At 66.4% G+C, this 14,314-nt stretch carries 14 protein-coding genes and 1 pseudogene; 14 read left to right on the forward strand and 1 reads right to left on the reverse strand.

Annotation, left to right across the window (positions count from 1 at the left end; genetic code table 11):
* Positions 1-4: 4 nt before the first annotated feature.
* The 14 genes and pseudogenes from BSL82_RS00120 to BSL82_RS21335 all read left to right on the forward strand — a co-directional run.
* Positions 5-910: a HEPN domain-containing protein gene (locus BSL82_RS00120; RefSeq protein ID WP_072595476.1), complete on the forward strand. Its 906-nt coding sequence runs from the start codon at positions 5-7 to the stop codon at positions 908-910.
* 161 nt (positions 911-1,071) lie between these two features.
* The gene (locus BSL82_RS00125) at positions 1,072-3,096 is read left to right on the forward strand and encodes a conjugal transfer protein TraG (RefSeq protein ID WP_072595477.1); all 2,025 of its coding nucleotides are present in this window, start codon (positions 1,072-1,074) and stop codon (positions 3,094-3,096) included.
* 7 nt (positions 3,097-3,103) lie between these two features.
* Entirely contained in the window at positions 3,104-3,508 is a 405-nt protein-coding gene (locus BSL82_RS00130; protein WP_072595478.1) for a CopG family transcriptional regulator, read from the forward strand.
* A complete protein-coding gene (gene trbB, locus BSL82_RS00135; protein WP_072595479.1) occupies positions 3,508-4,506 on the forward strand; it encodes a P-type conjugative transfer ATPase TrbB in 999 nt (332 codons plus the stop codon). Before BSL82_RS00130 ends, trbB begins: the two co-directional genes overlap by 1 nt.
* Before the next feature lies 1 nt (position 4,507).
* Complete coding sequence (locus tag BSL82_RS00140) at positions 4,508-4,843, forward strand: TrbC/VirB2 family type IV secretion system protein (protein WP_072595480.1); 336 nt, start codon at positions 4,508-4,510, stop codon at positions 4,841-4,843.
* Positions 4,840-5,100 (forward strand): VirB3 family type IV secretion system protein, encoded by a 261-nt coding sequence (locus tag BSL82_RS00145; RefSeq protein WP_072595481.1) that lies wholly within the window; start codon positions 4,840-4,842, stop codon positions 5,098-5,100. Before BSL82_RS00140 ends, BSL82_RS00145 begins: the two co-directional genes overlap by 4 nt.
* On the forward strand, positions 5,094-7,532 hold the full coding sequence (trbE, locus tag BSL82_RS00150; RefSeq protein ID WP_072595482.1) for a conjugal transfer protein TrbE: 2,439 nt from the start codon (positions 5,094-5,096) through the stop codon (positions 7,530-7,532). Before BSL82_RS00145 ends, trbE begins: the two co-directional genes overlap by 7 nt.
* A gap of 6 nt (positions 7,533-7,538) precedes the next feature.
* Complete coding sequence (trbJ, locus tag BSL82_RS00155) at positions 7,539-8,285, forward strand: P-type conjugative transfer protein TrbJ (RefSeq protein WP_072595483.1); 747 nt, start codon at positions 7,539-7,541, stop codon at positions 8,283-8,285.
* Between the two features lie 109 nt (positions 8,286-8,394).
* A complete protein-coding gene (gene trbL, locus BSL82_RS00160; RefSeq protein ID WP_072595484.1) occupies positions 8,395-9,696 on the forward strand; it encodes a P-type conjugative transfer protein TrbL in 1,302 nt (433 codons plus the stop codon).
* The gene (gene trbF / locus BSL82_RS00165) at positions 9,696-10,496 is read left to right on the forward strand and encodes a conjugal transfer protein TrbF (protein WP_072595485.1); all 801 of its coding nucleotides are present in this window, start codon (positions 9,696-9,698) and stop codon (positions 10,494-10,496) included. The genes trbL and trbF overlap by 1 nt, the downstream gene beginning before the upstream one ends.
* A complete protein-coding gene (gene trbG / locus BSL82_RS00170; RefSeq protein ID WP_072595486.1) occupies positions 10,493-11,350 on the forward strand; it encodes a P-type conjugative transfer protein TrbG in 858 nt (285 codons plus the stop codon). Before trbF ends, trbG begins: the two co-directional genes overlap by 4 nt.
* A complete protein-coding gene (locus BSL82_RS00175) occupies positions 11,347-12,564 on the forward strand; it encodes a TraB/TrbI/VirB10 family type IV secretion system protein (protein WP_072595487.1) in 1,218 nt (405 codons plus the stop codon). Before trbG ends, BSL82_RS00175 begins: the two co-directional genes overlap by 4 nt.
* A gap of 9 nt (positions 12,565-12,573) precedes the next feature.
* Positions 12,574-12,804 carry a DUF2274 domain-containing protein gene (locus tag BSL82_RS00180; RefSeq protein WP_072595488.1) on the forward strand — a complete coding sequence of 77 codons (231 nt, stop codon included), beginning with the start codon at positions 12,574-12,576 and terminating at the stop codon, positions 12,802-12,804.
* Between the two features lie 65 nt (positions 12,805-12,869).
* Positions 12,870-12,935 (forward strand): annotated as a pseudogene (locus tag BSL82_RS21335) (excisionase); the annotation flags it as partial.
* A 25-nt stretch (positions 12,936-12,960) separates the two neighbouring features.
* Here BSL82_RS21335 and BSL82_RS00190 read toward each other — a convergent pair.
* Positions 12,961-14,235: a tyrosine-type recombinase/integrase gene (locus BSL82_RS00190; protein ID WP_072595490.1), complete on the reverse strand. Its 1,275-nt coding sequence runs from the start codon at positions 14,233-14,235 to the stop codon at positions 12,961-12,963.
* Between the last annotated feature and the right edge of the window lie 79 nt (positions 14,236-14,314).

Raw genomic sequence — 14,314 nt, forward strand, 5'->3', positions numbered from 1 at the left:
CGCCGTGCGCGCTGACGTTGATCATCTGCCCTCGGTCCAGCAAGGCGAGCTGGATCGGGTGAAGCAAACTTTGATGGGTGAGTTCGCCGAGGCGACCGCGCGTGCGAACCAGCCGTGGAAGAAGAACGGGCGCATCCTCAAGATTATCCTGTTCGGCAGCTACGCGCGGGACGATTGGGTCGATGAACCGGAGAACGGCTACCAGTCCGACTACGACCTGTTGATTATCGTCAGCCATCCGGACCTCACCGATATTGCCGACTATTGGTATGTCGCGGAGGACAAGATCCTGCGTGATACCGCCATCGCGCGGCCGGTGAACATCATCGTCCACACGCTGGAGGAGGTGAACCAGGCACTGAGCCGGGGAGAATACTTTTGGGTCGATATCGCCCGTGACGGGATCGTTCTCTATGAACTCCCCGGCAGTGCGCTTGCCACGCCTAAACCTCTGACGGCGGCTGACGCGTACGAAATGACCAGTGCTTATTTTTCCGATTGGCTGAGCAAGATCGATACCGCGCTTGAAGGTGCTGCGTTTTACCTCAGCAAGGGCCACAACAAAGATGCGGCTTTCACGCTTCACCAAGCAACGGAGCGCGCCTATATCTGCTTCCTGCTGGTCCGAACCCTCTATTTTCCCCGCTCGCACAACATCAAATTCCTGCGATCACTTGCCGAAGACAGCGAACCCCGCCTGATCGAGGCTTGGCCGCGTGCTACCCGGATCGACCGCCGCCGCTTCGAACTTCTGAAACGCGCTTACGTCGAGGCACGCTATTCGGCGAGCTACGAGATCGGGAGTGACGATCTCGTAGCTCTGTCGCAGTCTGTTCGTGCCCTTCGCGATGGCGTCGAAATTGTTTCGTGCGAACGCATCGAAATGCTCCGGGCTGACGCCGGCCTCTAGCCGCCGGGCAACACCAGCAGGATAGCTTCCGGTTCCGGCATCTGACCGGCACGGACCGAGGCGAGCCCATCTGCGCCCATCAGCGCCGTTCCGTTTTTCGAGCCCGTCACCGAGTCTGAATCCGCCCGAGCCGGTCCTGTCCGGCGGGCGGGAGCCTCGACGTGACACCGACCAAATTGCTCATTGGCCAGATCCTTGTCGTCTTCGCGATCGTGATCACGGGGGTGTGGGCGGCGACACAATGGGCGGCGGCGATGCTGGCCTATCAGCCCGAACTAGGGCTGCCGTGGTTCCGGCTCGGCGGCGTGCCGGTCTACCATCCCTGGGCGCTGTTCCCCTGGTGGTATCATTACGACGCCTATGCCCCGCATGTCTTCGACCGGGCAGGCATGTTCGCAGGCGCCAGCGGCTTCGTCGGCTGCGCTGCGGCGATCTTCGGCTCGCTGTGGCGCGCCCGCCAGTCCAGCAACGTCACCACCTATGGTTCGGCCCGCTGGGCAAGTCACCGTGAGATCGAGCGCGCCGGCCTGCATCGCGACGCCGGCGTCATGCTCGGCACGCTTCGCGGCCGTTATCTGCGCCATGACGGCCCCGAGCATGTCATGGCGTTCGCGCCGACCCGTTCGGGCAAGGGCGTGGGCCTCGTCGTGCCCACCTTGCTCTCCTGGACCGGCTCGGCGGTCATTCATGACATCAAGGGCGAGAACTGGACGCTGACCGCCGGATGGCGCGCGCGGTTCTCGCATTGCCTGCTCTTCAATCCGACCGACGCAACATCGGCGCATTACAATCCGCTGCTCGAGGTTCGGCGCGGCATCGACGAGGTGCGCGACGTCCAGAACATCGCGGATATCCTGGTCGATCCCGAGGGCGCGCTCGAACGCCGCAACCACTGGGAAAAGACCAGCCATTCGCTGCTGGTCGGCGCGATCCTCCACATCCTCTATGCCGAGGAGGAGAAGACGCTCGCGCGCGTTGCGACCTTCCTGTCCGATCCGCAGCGCAGCTTCGTCGCCACCCTCCGCCGGATGATGACCACCAATCATCTCGGCGATGACAAGAATCCCAATGTCCACCCCGTCGTTGCCTCCGCCGCGCGCGAGTTGCTCAACAAGAGCGAGAACGAGCGCTCCGGCGTGCTGTCGACCGCGATGTCTTTCCTCGGCCTTTATCGCGATCCGACCGTGGCCGAGGTCACATCGCGGTGCGACTGGCGCATCGCCGACCTGATCGAGGCCGAGCGTCCCTTGTCGCTCTATCTGGTCATCCCGCCCTCGGACATCAGCCGCACCAAGCCGCTGATCCGGCTGGTGCTCAACCAGATCGGCCGCCGCCTGACCGAGCGGCTCGACCAGCCCGGCACTTCCGCGCGCCGGCACCAGCTCCTGATGATGCTCGACGAGTTCCCGGCGCTGGGCCGCCTCGATTTCTTCGAGACCAGCCTCGCCTTCATGGCAGGCTACGGCATCCGCGCCTTCCTGATCGCGCAATCGTTGAACCAGATCGAGAAGGCATATGGCGAGCACAACGCCATCCTCGACAATTGCCACGTCCGGATCGCCTTCGCGACCAACGATGAGCGCACTGCCAAGCGCATTTCCGACGCGCTCGGCACCGCGACCGAGCAGCGCGCCATGCGCAATTATGCAGGCCATCGCCTCGCGCCCTGGCTCGCGCACGTCATGGTCAGCCGCCAGGAGACCGCCCGCCAGCTCCTGACGCCGGGCGAGGTGATGCAACTGTCGCCCGACGAGGAACTCGTGCTCGTGTCCGGGCTCGCGCCGATCCGGGCGCGCAAGCTGCGCTATTTCCGCGACCGCAACTTCGTCGCGCGCGTGGCGCCGCCGCCGATGCTGGCGCACGGCCGCTATGCCGATTGCCCAAAGCTGCGAAGCAATGACTGGTCCGACCAGGTGCGCGGCATCGATGCCCGGCTGCATCAGGCCGAGGATACCGCGGGTGGCGAGGACGATGGCGGCATGCAGCAGCAGCGCCACCCCGGCCTTCCCGAGCAGGTTTCCAAGGCAACCGACGTCGCTGAAACGCGCGATCCGCAGCTTGTGCCGGACGACGACGATGTCGCCGCCGACAAGCGCGCAATGGACCAGGCGCAGGGCCTGAGCGCCGTTGCCCGCGGCTATGCAATCAACGAGGGCGCCCACCGCGACCTCCTGCCTGGGCTGTGAGGCAGCGATGAAGATCCGCCAGAACCTCTATATCGATCGCGAGATCGGCGATGCGCTCGAGGCACTCGCCGCCGGCGCGCGCGGCAACAAGAGCCGGCTGGTCAACGACGCGCTGAAGGACTGGCTGACGCGACGGGGGACCAAGGAAGTCGACGACCTCCTGAAGGTTCGCCTCGACCGGCTGTCGCGCGAACTCGACGGCGCGCGACGCGACATCGACGTCCTGCTGGAAAGCCTGTCGCTGTTCGTCCGCTACCAGCTGATGGTGACGGCGCCGCTGCCCGAGGCCGATGCCGCAGGCCGTGCCATCGGGCGCGACCGGTTCGAATCCTTCGTCGCCCAAGTCGGCCGCCAGATCGCCGCAGGCACGCGCACGCTGGGGCCAGCCGAAACGAAGGGAGGCAGGTCGTGATGCCAGCCGGACCCGATACCGTTTCCGCGGATCGCCGCCGCGCCATGCTGCGCACCGCGATGGGGCCGGCGATCGCCGCCGCGCTCTCCGATCCCCGCGTCATCGAGATCATGGTCAATCCGGACGGCGCGCTCCGCGTCGATATCCTCGGCGAAGGCCGGGTCGATACCGACGTAAAGCTCGATGCACCCCAGGTCGAGCGGATCATCCGGCTGGTAGCGTCGCATGCTCGTGCCGAGGTCCATGGCGAGCGCCCGATCGTCTCGGCCGAGCTGCCGCCGCATGGGCAAGGTGCCGGCGAACGCTTCGAAGGCATTCTCCCGCCGGTCTCGATCGCGCCGTGCTTCTCGATCCGCAAGCCGGCGGCGCGCGTCTACACGCTCATGGACTATGTCGCCGACGGCATCATGTCGGCGGAAACCGCGCGCCTGCTTTCCCTAGCGGTGGTCGATCGTCGGAACATATTGATCGCCGGCGGGACCAGCTCGGGCAAGACGACGCTTGCCAATGCGCTGCTCTCCGAGATGGCGCATCTCGATGAGCGGGTCATCCTGATCGAGGATACCCGCGAGCTGCAATCGCCTGCCCGCGACACGGTCGCGCTCAGGACAAGGGCGGGCGCGGTCACGATGGGCGACCTGGTGCGCTCGACGCTGCGCCTTCGGCCGGACCGCATCATCGTCGGCGAGGTTCGCGGCGGCGAAGCCCTCGACATGCTCAAGGCTTGGAACACCGGCCATCCCGGCGGAATCGCGACCGTCCACGCCAACAGCGCGTCTTCCGCGCTCTACCGGATCGAGCAGCTCATCCAGGAAGCCGTGATCACCGTGCCGCGCCGCCTGGTCGCCGAGGCGATCGACATGATCGTCTTCATCGCCGGCCGCGGCACAGCGCGGCGCATCGAGACGATTGCCCGCGTCGCGGGCCTCGACCCCGATGGCGGCTACGCCGTCGTCGATCTCTCCCCAACCCTGACCCCCGACTTCGAAGGAGACTGACATGCGCACCTTTCGCATTCCCAACCGCGACCGCTTTTTCCTGACTGGCCTGATGCTCGGCCTTTCGCTCACCCTGGCCAGCACGGCCCAGGCCAGCGGTTCCGGCATGCCCTGGGAACAGCCGCTCCAGCAGGTGCTGGAATCGGTGCAGGGACCCGTCGCCAAGATCGTCGCGGTGATCATCATCATCGTGACCGGCCTGACGCTGGCGTTCGGCGAGACGGCAGGCGGGTTTCGGCGGCTGATCCAGATTATCTTCGGCCTCTCGATCGCCTTCGCCGCCTCAAGCTTCTTCCTGTCCTTCTTCAGCTTCGGCGGCGGAGCGCTCGTCGCATGAGCCACATCGAGGGCTTCGAGGCGCCGATCCACGCCAGCCTGGGATCGCCGATCCTGCTCGGCGGCGCGCCGCGCGGCATCGCGATCGTCAATGGCACGATCGCGGCCGCGGTCGGCCTGGGCCTCCAGCAGTGGTTGGTCGGGATCGTGCTGTGGGCGGTCGGTCACAGCGTCGCGGTGTTCGCCGCGCGCCGCGATCCTGATTTCGCGCCCGTGCTGCTCCGCCACCTGCGCCAGAAGGGGTATCTGGCGTGCTGAGCCTCGCCGAATATCGGCCACGCGCCGACCGACTCGCCGACCACCTGCCGTGGGCGGCGCTGGTCGCGCCGGGCCTCGTCCTCAACAAGGACGGCAGCTTCCAGCGCAGCTTCGCCTTCCGCGGTCCCGACCTGGAGAGCGCGACCGAAGCCGAGCTCGTCTCGGCCTGCGCGCGCGCCAACAACGTACTCAAGCGGCTCGGTACGGGCTGGGCGCTGTTCTTCGAAGCCGAGCGGCGCGAGGCGCTGGGCTATCCGGAGAGCGTCTTTCCCGACGCCGCATCCTGGCTGGTCGACCAGGAACGGCGTGCCGGCTTCGAAGCCGAGGGCCAGCATTTCGAAAGCATCTATCACGGCACACTGACATGGCTGCCGCCCGCCGACAGCAGCGACGCTGCCGGACGGACGCTGGTCGAAAGGCCCGATGATGCGCAGGGCCGCGATTGGCGTGCGAGCCTCGCCGGCTTCGTCGCCGAAACCGACCGCATGCTCGACCTTCTTTCCGGCTTCATGCCGGAAGTGCGCGCGCTCGATGACGCCGAGACGCTGACCTATCTCCATGCAACGGTTTCCAGCCGCCACCATGCGGTCGCGGTGCCCGAAACGCCGATCTATCTCGATGCGCTGCTCGCCGACACGCCGCTGGTCGGCGGGCTCGAGCCCAGGCTTGGGCAGACCCATCTCCGCACGCTGACCGTGCTGGGATTCCCGAACCTGAGCCGGCCCGGCATCCTCGACGCGCTCAACCACCAGGATTTTGGCTACCGCTGGGTCACCCGCTTCCTCGCACTCGACAAGACCGATGCGACCAAGGCGCTGACGAAGATCAGGCGGCAATGGTTCAACAAACGCAAGTCGATCACCGCGCTGCTGCGCGAGGTGATGTACAACCAGCCGGTCCAGCTCCTCGATACCGACGCGGACAACAAGGTGGTCGATGCCGACCTGGCGCTGCAGGCGCTCGGCGGCGATCATGTCGCCTTCGGCTATCTGACGACCACGATCACCGTCGCCGATGCCGATCGAGCGCGGGTGGAAGACAAGGTCCGCTCGGTCGAGCGCATCGTCAACGGCCTTGGCTTCACCTGCGTTCGCGAAAGCCTCAACGCGGTCGAGGCCTGGCTGTCTTCGCTGCCCGGCCAGGCTTACGCCAATGTACGCCAGCCGCTGGTCCATACGCTCAATCTGGCCCATCTCATGCCGCTGTCCTCGGTCTGGGCAGGGCCGGCGGGCAACCGCCATCTCGGCGGGCCGCCGCTGCTCTACGCGCAGACAAGCGGATCGACGCCGTTTCGTGTCTCGACCCATGTCGGCGACGTGGGGCACATGCTCGTCGTCGGGCCGACCGGCGCCGGCAAGTCGGTGCTGCTCGCCCTGATCGCGCTCCAGTTCCGGCGCTATGCGAGAGGCCAGGTCTATGTCTTCGACAAGGGCTTCTCCGCACGCGCGGCCGTGCTGGCGATGGGCGGCGCGCACCATGCCCTGGGGCTCGGCGCGGACAGTGGCGAAACCCTGGCGTTCCAGCCGCTGCGCCGCATCGATGATCAGAGCGAACGCAGTTGGGCGGCGGAATGGATCGCGGCGCTGCTGGCGCACGAGAAGGTTACGGTCACGCCCGAGGTCAAGGACACCGTGTGGTCGGCGCTCGGCAGCCTCGCCTCGGCGCCGCCCCAGGAGCGCACGCTGACTGGACTCGCCATGCTGCTCCAGTCGAACGCGCTCCGTACCGCGCTGACGGCCTATACGCTCGACGGACCCTATGGCCGCCTCCTCGATGCGGCCGAGCAGAATCTCGCACTGGCCGACGTCCAGTGCTTCGAGACCGAGGCGCTGATGGGGCAATCCGGGGTGGTCGCCCCGGTGCTGACCTACCTCTTTCACCGGCTCGAGGAACGCTTCGACGGCCGTCCGACCCTGCTGGTCCTCGACGAAGCTTGGACCTTCCTCGACCATCCGCTCTTCGCCGCCCGCATTCGCGAATGGCTGAAGACGCTGCGCAAGAAGAACGTCGCGGTGCTATTCGCAACGCAGAGCCTGGCCGACATCGCCGACAGCAGCATTGCGCCAGCCATCATTGAAAGCTGCCCGCAGCGCATATTGCTGCCGAACGATCGCGCGATCGAGCCGCAATCCCGTGCTGCTTACGAGCGGTTCGGCCTCAACGACCGGCAGATCGAGCTGGTCAGCCGCGCCACCCCCAAGCGGCATTATTATCTGCAATCTGCACGCGGCAACCGCCTGTTCGAACTGGGCCTGGGTCCGATTGCGCTGGCGCTATGCGGCGCCTCCGATCCGGCGACGCAGGCGCGCATCGACGCGCTGCTGATCGAGCACGGCGCCGACGATTTCGCGGCCCGCTTCGTCGAGGGAGCAGGCCTCGACTGGGCCGCCAACCTCCTCGCCGATTTTCCCGTCCCCCAAGCCAAGGAGTAATGTGTGATGCCTGTCCCCACCCGTAAACATCTGGTCGCGACCGTGCTGGGTCTGGGCGCCCTCGGCTCGCTCGCCGGTGCGCTGGTCGTGCCGAGCACGCCTGCCCACGCGCAGTTCACCGTGTTCGATCCGAGCAACTATAGCCAGAACTTGCTCACCGCCGCGCGGACGTTGACCCAGATCAACAACCAGATCCAGTCGCTCCAGAACGAAGCGCAGATGCTGATCAATCAAGCGAAGAACCTCACGCGTATCGACTTCCCGCAGCTCCAGCAGCTTACGCAGAACCTGCAGGCGATCAACCGGCTGATGGCTCAGGCCCAGGGGATCGATTTCCGAATCGACGGCCTCGACCAACAATTCAGCCGCCTGTTCCCCAATGACTTCAACCAGGCGCTGACCACGAACCAGCGCGTGATCGATGCGGCGACCCGGCTCGATGCCGCAAAGGCAGCGTTCCGACAGACCATGGGCGTCCAGTCCCAGGTCGTCGCCAACGTCCAGGCCGACGCCGGCACGCTGGGAGAAATCGTTGCGAAGAGCCAGGGCGCGGAAGGGTCGCTCCAGGCGCAGCAAGCAACCAACCAGCTCCTCGCGCTCACGGCCAAGCAGCAATTCCAGATCCAGAACCTGATGGCGGCCCAGTATCGCGCCGAGGCCACCGAAGCGGCCCGCCGCGCGCAGGCCGAGGCCGAAGGACGCGCCGCCACGAAGAAGTTCCTCGGTACCGGCACCGCCTACACGCCCCAGTAGTCGGACGCCGGCCAGGCGGCGGCGGTATCGCCTCCCCGCCGCCGTCGCCGCGGGGCGCGCGTAGCTCCCCCAGCGCGCCCCGCGGCACCCCTCCTGTTGGAAGAATCATGTGAACGACCTCAGCGTCATCGACCGGTTCATGCAGGCCTTCATCCGCTACATCGACAGCGGATTCGGGCTGCTGGGCGGCGACGTTCACTTCCTGACGGCAACGCTGATCGGTATCGACATCACGCTCGCCGGCCTGTTCTGGGCGATGGGCGGTGATGACAATGTCATCGGCCGCTTCCTCAGGAAGATCCTCTATATCGGCGCGTTCGCGTTCATCCTGAACAGCTTTTCGACGCTCGCCGACATCATCTTCAAGTCGTTCGCGCAGGCCGGACTCACCGCCGGCGGCGGAACCCTGTCCGCTAACGATCTGCTCAGGCCCGGCCGCGTCGCCTCGACCGGCTTCTCCGCCGCCTGGCCGCTGCTCGAACAGGCGTCGAGCATGATGGGGTTCGTCAGCTTCTTCGAGAATTTCCTGACGATCATGGTGCTGCTGTTCGCCTGGGCGATCGTCATCCTCGCCTTCTTCATCCTCGCCGTGCAGATGTTCGTCACGATCATCGAGTTCAAATTGACCTCGCTGGCGGGCTTCATTCTCGTGCCCTTCGCGCTCTGGAACCGGACCAGTTTCCTGGCGGAGCGCGTGCTCGGCAACGTCGTCTCGTCGGGCATCAAGGTGATGGTGCTCGCGGTCATCGTCGGCATCGGCTCCAATTTCTTCGCCGAGTTCACGACCTCCATGCAAGGGCAGGAGCCCGATCTCGGCGCCGCGATGAGCCTGGCGCTCGGCGCGCTCTCGCTGTTCGGCCTCGGCATCTTCGGTCCCGGCATCGCTTCCGGGCTGGTTGCCGGTGCGCCGCAACTCGGTGCGGGTGCCGCGCTCGGCACGGCCGTCGGCGCGGCGGGCGTCACCATGCTCGCGGGCGGCGCCACGATGGGCGCTGCGCGCGCGATCGGCGGCGGTGCGCTGGGCGCAATCCGTGCCGGCACGTCGATGGGATCGGCGGCGTCAACCGCCTACACGCTCGGCAAGGAGACCGCCGCGTCGCCGTCCATGGCTGCCGGCCTGGGCGGTGTGGCACGCGCTGCCGGCAATGCGGCCCGGGATCGCGCGTCGAGCGCGCTCGGGATCGGCGAAGCTGCATCGCGAGGGCGCGGGGCTGCCTGGAACGCCCTTAATCGGACCGGCGGCAGCGAGGCTTCGCAAACCACCCCCAGCGATGGCGCGCCCGATTGGGCTCGATCGATGCGCGCCCAGCAATCCGCGCGTCACCACCGGCAGATCGCGCTGCACACGCTCCAACAGGGCGACCGTGGCGGCGCGTCCGCAACTCCCGACATCAAGGAAAGGGACGACTGATGATCTTCAAGCGCGCTGTCCAGCGCTATGGACGGACACCCCAACCCGAAACGCCTTATCAGCGCGCAGGCCAGCTCTGGGATGAGCGCATCGGCTCGGCCCGCGTCCAGGCCCGCAACTGGCGGTTGATGGCGTTTGGCACGCTGACGCTCACCTGCGCCATGTCGGGCGCGCTCGTCTGGCAGTCGCTCCAGAGCCGGGTCACGCCCTATGTCGTCGAGGTCGATCGCCTCGGCGAGGCGCGGGCGGTCACCGAAGCCGAGGCAGGATACAAGCCCACCGATCCGCAGATCACATGGCATCTCGCCAAGTTCATCGAGAATGTTCGTGGCGTCTCGCTCGATCCGGTGCTGATGCGACGCGACTGGCTGTCGGCCTACGGCTTCGCGACCGAGCGTGGGGCTCGGTTCCTCGACGACTATGCGCGCGCTGCTGACCCCTTCGCCCGGATCGGCGAGCGGACGGTCTCGGTGCAGGTGACCAGCGTCGTCCGTGCGTCGGAGCGTTCGTTCCAGGTGAAATGGACCGAAACGGCCTACGAGCGCGGCAGCGAGGCGGGATCGTCCCACTGGACCGGCATCCTGACCATCGTGACGAAACCGCCGGTATCGGCCGACACGCTCCGCAGGAATCCCCTCGGAATCTATGTCGATGCGATCGACTGGAGCCGCGAGCTCGAGCCCCCGGCATCAGCTGCTCCGGCGCGCGCGGTTACACCGCCGGGCAATCTGCCGCTCGGCTCGCCACTCGATCCGAACCTTGCCCCCCAACCGACCGCCAAACCGGAGACACAGCCATGATCCGCTCCCTTGCCGCACCAATACTGCTGGCCACCTGCCTTTCCCTCTCTTCAGAAGGCGCCTGGGCTTCGCCACTATCCAGCGACACCGCGCATCAGGCGACGGTCGCGACCGCCAACCGCCTGGCGACCATTGAGCCGGCCGCGCAGGGATTCCTGAATGCCGCTCAGGTCTATCCATTCGCGGAAGGGGCAATCTATCACGTCATCACCGCGCCCGGGCGGGTGACCGACATCGCGCTCCAGCCCGGCGAGACGCTCGTGGCCGTGGCGAGCGGCGACACCGTGCGCTGGGTGATCGGCGATACCACCAGCGGGTCGGGTACCGAGAAGCGGACGCATGTGCTGGTCAAGCCGTTCAGCACCGGCCTCGCCACCAACCTCGTGATCACCACCGACCGGCGCAGCTATCACATCGCGCTGAACAGCATCCCCCGAACGGCGATGGCCGCGCTGTCATGGACCTATCCGCAGGATGCACTGATAGCATTGAAGCGCGCCACAGCTGCGGCCGAGGCGGCGGCACCGGTCGCCGCCGGGATCGCGGTCGAGCAGCTTCATTTCAACTACGTCGTGTCGGGTGATCGTCCGTCCTGGCGACCGCTGCGCGCCTTCGACGACGGACGGCAGACCTTCATCGAGTTTCCCGCGACGCTTGGCGTGGGGGAGGCACCCCCGATCTTCCTGCTGGACACGAAGGGCGAGGCCCAGCTCGTCAATTATCGCGTCAAGGGCCGCTTCTACGTGGTCGACCGCATCTTCGACGTCGCCGAGCTGCGGCTTGGCACGAAGAACCAGCAGGTCGTCCGCATCAGCCGGGTCGCGGATGGCGCGCCGGCGCGGAGGGGATCATGACCGACGTGGAGGATCGGCCGGTGGCGGAGGACCATACTGCATCGAGCAAGGTGGATCCGGAAACGCTCGCGCTGCGTGCACAGCCGGCGCGGGCGATCCGCTTCAAGCGGGGCGCCGTGGTGGCGATCGCGGCGCTCGGCTCCGTTAGCCTGGTGGCGACCGCCTGGATCGCGTTGCGGCCATCCTCTTTCCACTTGGCCGGCCAGGCTGACGACCAGACGGTAGCCGCCAAGCCGCCTGCTGACGCGCTGAGCGCGCTCCCCGGCAGCTATGGCGACGTGCCCAGGCTCGGTCCGGCGTTGCCGGGCGATCTCGGTCGCCCGATCCTCGAGCATCAGCGCGCAATGGCGAGCGAACCCGCGGGAGGAGAGGCCGCCCGCGCCGATCAGGCAGCGGCGACCGAGCGTGATCGGAGGGTCGCAGAGTTGCGGGCAGCTCGGGAGTCGGGGTTGCTCGTGCAGTCCGGCAATCGCGCCGCGCCGACGGCCTATGTCGAAGCAACGCCATCTGCGCCACCGGCGGCAGCTGCCGATGCTGCTCGGCTTGCCATCGATCCTGATCGCGACCCCAATGCCCAGCAGCGGAAAGCCGACTTCGTCGCGGCACGCGACAACGGCGGCGACGTCAACGCCGGGCGGCTTGTCCCGCCAGCATCGCCCGACATGCTGTCAGCGGGCAGCGTCATCGCCGCGAGCCTGATTACCGGGCTCAGGTCCGACCTGCCCGGTCTTGTCACTGCCCAGGTGACCGAGCGTGTGTTCGACAGCGCAACGGGCAGGATCCTGCTCATCCCGCAAGGTGCGCGGCTGATCGGCAGCTACGACAGCGTGGTGGCCTTCGGACAGAAGCGGGCGCTAATCGTTTGGCAGCGGATCATCCTGCCGGACGGCAGCTCGATCCGGCTCGACAATGTGCCCGCGACCGACCCGTCAGGCTATGCGGGCCTTGCCGACAAGGTCGACTTCCACACCTGGAGCCTCCTCAAGGGCGTCGCGATTTCGACATTGCTTGGCGTGGGCGCGAACCTGACCTTCTCCGGGGAAAGCGACCTCGTCCAGGCGATCCGGGAATCCACCCAGCAGAATGTCTCGCGTGCCGGTGACCAGATCACGTCTCGCAATTTGCAGATCCAGCCGACGATCACGATCCGGCCCGGCGCGCCGGTGCGGCTGGTCGTACACCGCGACCTCATTCTCGCGCCGTGGCGCAGCTAGGAGAAGACCATGGTCGATCTCAAGCTTGCTCGCATTCCCGACCGAACCCCGGTGAAGCTCACGATCACGGTGCTGCCCGACCTGCATCAGGCACTTCAGGATTACGCCCGGATCTATGCCGAAACCTATGGTCGGGACGAGCCGGTCAGCGAACTGGTCCCAGCTATTCTGTCCGCATTCCTCGATAGCGATCGCGCCTTTGCAAAGGCGCGCGAGCGCCTTGGAGCACGCAGCGGGTGACGGGACGCGACCCCAGCGTCGGCCTCAATGATGCGCTGACCGTTCGCGTGCCTGTCGCGGCGCGCGTGCTGGGAATCGGAAAGACCAAGCTCTATGAGCTGATTTCGGCGCGCGAGATCGACATCATAAAGGTCGGCCGAGCGACGCTCATCGTCGTCAGGAGCCTTGAACGGTTCGTCGAGCGGCAGTCCGTCGCGGTCGGCGCGGAGCCGTCGCAACGTCGCGGGCGCGGCCGGCCACGACATTCGTTCGCTCGACCGACCGCCGGGACCGGCTCTTAGCGGACGGAACGCAGAAATCGGCCCAAACCTTCATCAGATCGCGCCGCTTGGCCAGGAAATCGGTGCGCCGATAGGCTGCCTCGACCTTGTTCTCGAGCGTATGTGCCAGCGCCGCCTCGGCGATCTCGCGTGGCGTGTCCGTCTCCTCGGCCGCCCAATCCCTGAAGCTTGACCGGAAGCCATGTACTGTCGCCGGCAGGTCCATGCCGCGCACCAATTCGAGAAGCGCCATGTCAGAAAGTGACGAACCGGACGTGGCGCCCGGGAAGATCAGGTCGCAGCCCTTGATCCGCAGTGCCCGCGCCTGACGGAAGACGTCTGCGGCTTGCAGCGACAGCGGCACCACATGTTCGACCCCTGCCTTCATGCGCTCTGCAGGAATGGTCCACAGCGTCAGCTCGTCGTTGAGTTCCGGCCATCTGGCTCCGCGAACCTCGCCTGATCGGACCGCCGTCAATATCAGCGCCTCGAGCGCCAGCCGACTGCTGCTGATCCCGCGGGCGCGCAGGCGCTTCATGAACGCCGGCACCTCGGCATGGGGCAATGCGGCGAAATGGCCGGACTTCCTGGGCTGCCGTGGCAGGCCCTTGGAAATGGAACGCATCGGTGCTTCGCTGGTCCGGAAGCCATTGGCATAGGACCAGTCGAGCACCGTGCCGATGCGCTGGCGGACCCGCCGGGCGGTCTCCGGGATGTCCAGCCAGATTTCCGCCAGCACGTCGCGGATGAGCGGTCCTTCGATCTGGTTGACCTTCAACTTGCCCAGCTTCGGATAGGCATAGAGTTCAAGCGTCTTGATCCATTGCTTGGTGTGCTTCCCGTTCTTCCATCCCTTGATCATTTCCGTGTGCGCACGCTTCGCCGCCTGCTCGAAGGTCGGTATGACGATCTCGACCTTCCGCCGTTCATCGAGCGGATCGACACCGGATTTGGCGAGCTTCTTGATCGCGGCCGCTTCCAGTCTCGCATCGCGAAGGCTCACATGCCGAAGCTCGCCCAGGCCGATGTCCCGGCGGCGGCCATTGACCTGTACGCGCATGAGCCAGCTTTTTCCGCCCGAAGGGGAAATTTGCAGCAGGAGCCCCTCGCCATCGGAGTAGCGACCGGGCTCGGTGAGCTCCTTGATCAGGGCGGGGGTGAGCTTTCCCATGGGGTGCAGGATACCACCGCAGACCCCTGATTTGAACCCCGCCAGCCCCTCACAGCCCCACACTCAGCCCCACACCAAT

Origin of the sequence: Tardibacter chloracetimidivorans, assembly GCF_001890385.1 — a bacterium.
In the GTDB taxonomy this organism is placed as follows: Bacteria; Pseudomonadota; Alphaproteobacteria; order Sphingomonadales; family Sphingomonadaceae; genus Tardibacter; species Tardibacter chloracetimidivorans.

Coding starts and splice junctions, on each gene's coding strand:
- BSL82_RS00175 (WP_072595487.1), top strand. CDS start 11,347: ATGACCGACGTGGAGGATCGGCCGGTGGCGGAGGACCATACTGCATCG.
- BSL82_RS00140 (WP_072595480.1), top strand. CDS start 4,508: ATGCGCACCTTTCGCATTCCCAACCGCGACCGCTTTTTCCTGACTGGC.
- BSL82_RS00190 (WP_072595490.1), bottom strand. CDS start 14,235: ATGGGAAAGCTCACCCCCGCCCTGATCAAGGAGCTCACCGAGCCCGGT.
- trbF (WP_072595485.1), top strand. CDS start 9,696: ATGATCTTCAAGCGCGCTGTCCAGCGCTATGGACGGACACCCCAACCC.
- trbB (WP_072595479.1), top strand. CDS start 3,508: ATGCCAGCCGGACCCGATACCGTTTCCGCGGATCGCCGCCGCGCCATG.
- BSL82_RS00180 (WP_072595488.1), top strand. CDS start 12,574: ATGGTCGATCTCAAGCTTGCTCGCATTCCCGACCGAACCCCGGTGAAG.
- trbG (WP_072595486.1), top strand. CDS start 10,493: ATGATCCGCTCCCTTGCCGCACCAATACTGCTGGCCACCTGCCTTTCC.
- BSL82_RS00130 (WP_072595478.1), top strand. CDS start 3,104: ATGAAGATCCGCCAGAACCTCTATATCGATCGCGAGATCGGCGATGCG.
- BSL82_RS00145 (WP_072595481.1), top strand. CDS start 4,840: ATGAGCCACATCGAGGGCTTCGAGGCGCCGATCCACGCCAGCCTGGGA.
- trbJ (WP_072595483.1), top strand. CDS start 7,539: ATGCCTGTCCCCACCCGTAAACATCTGGTCGCGACCGTGCTGGGTCTG.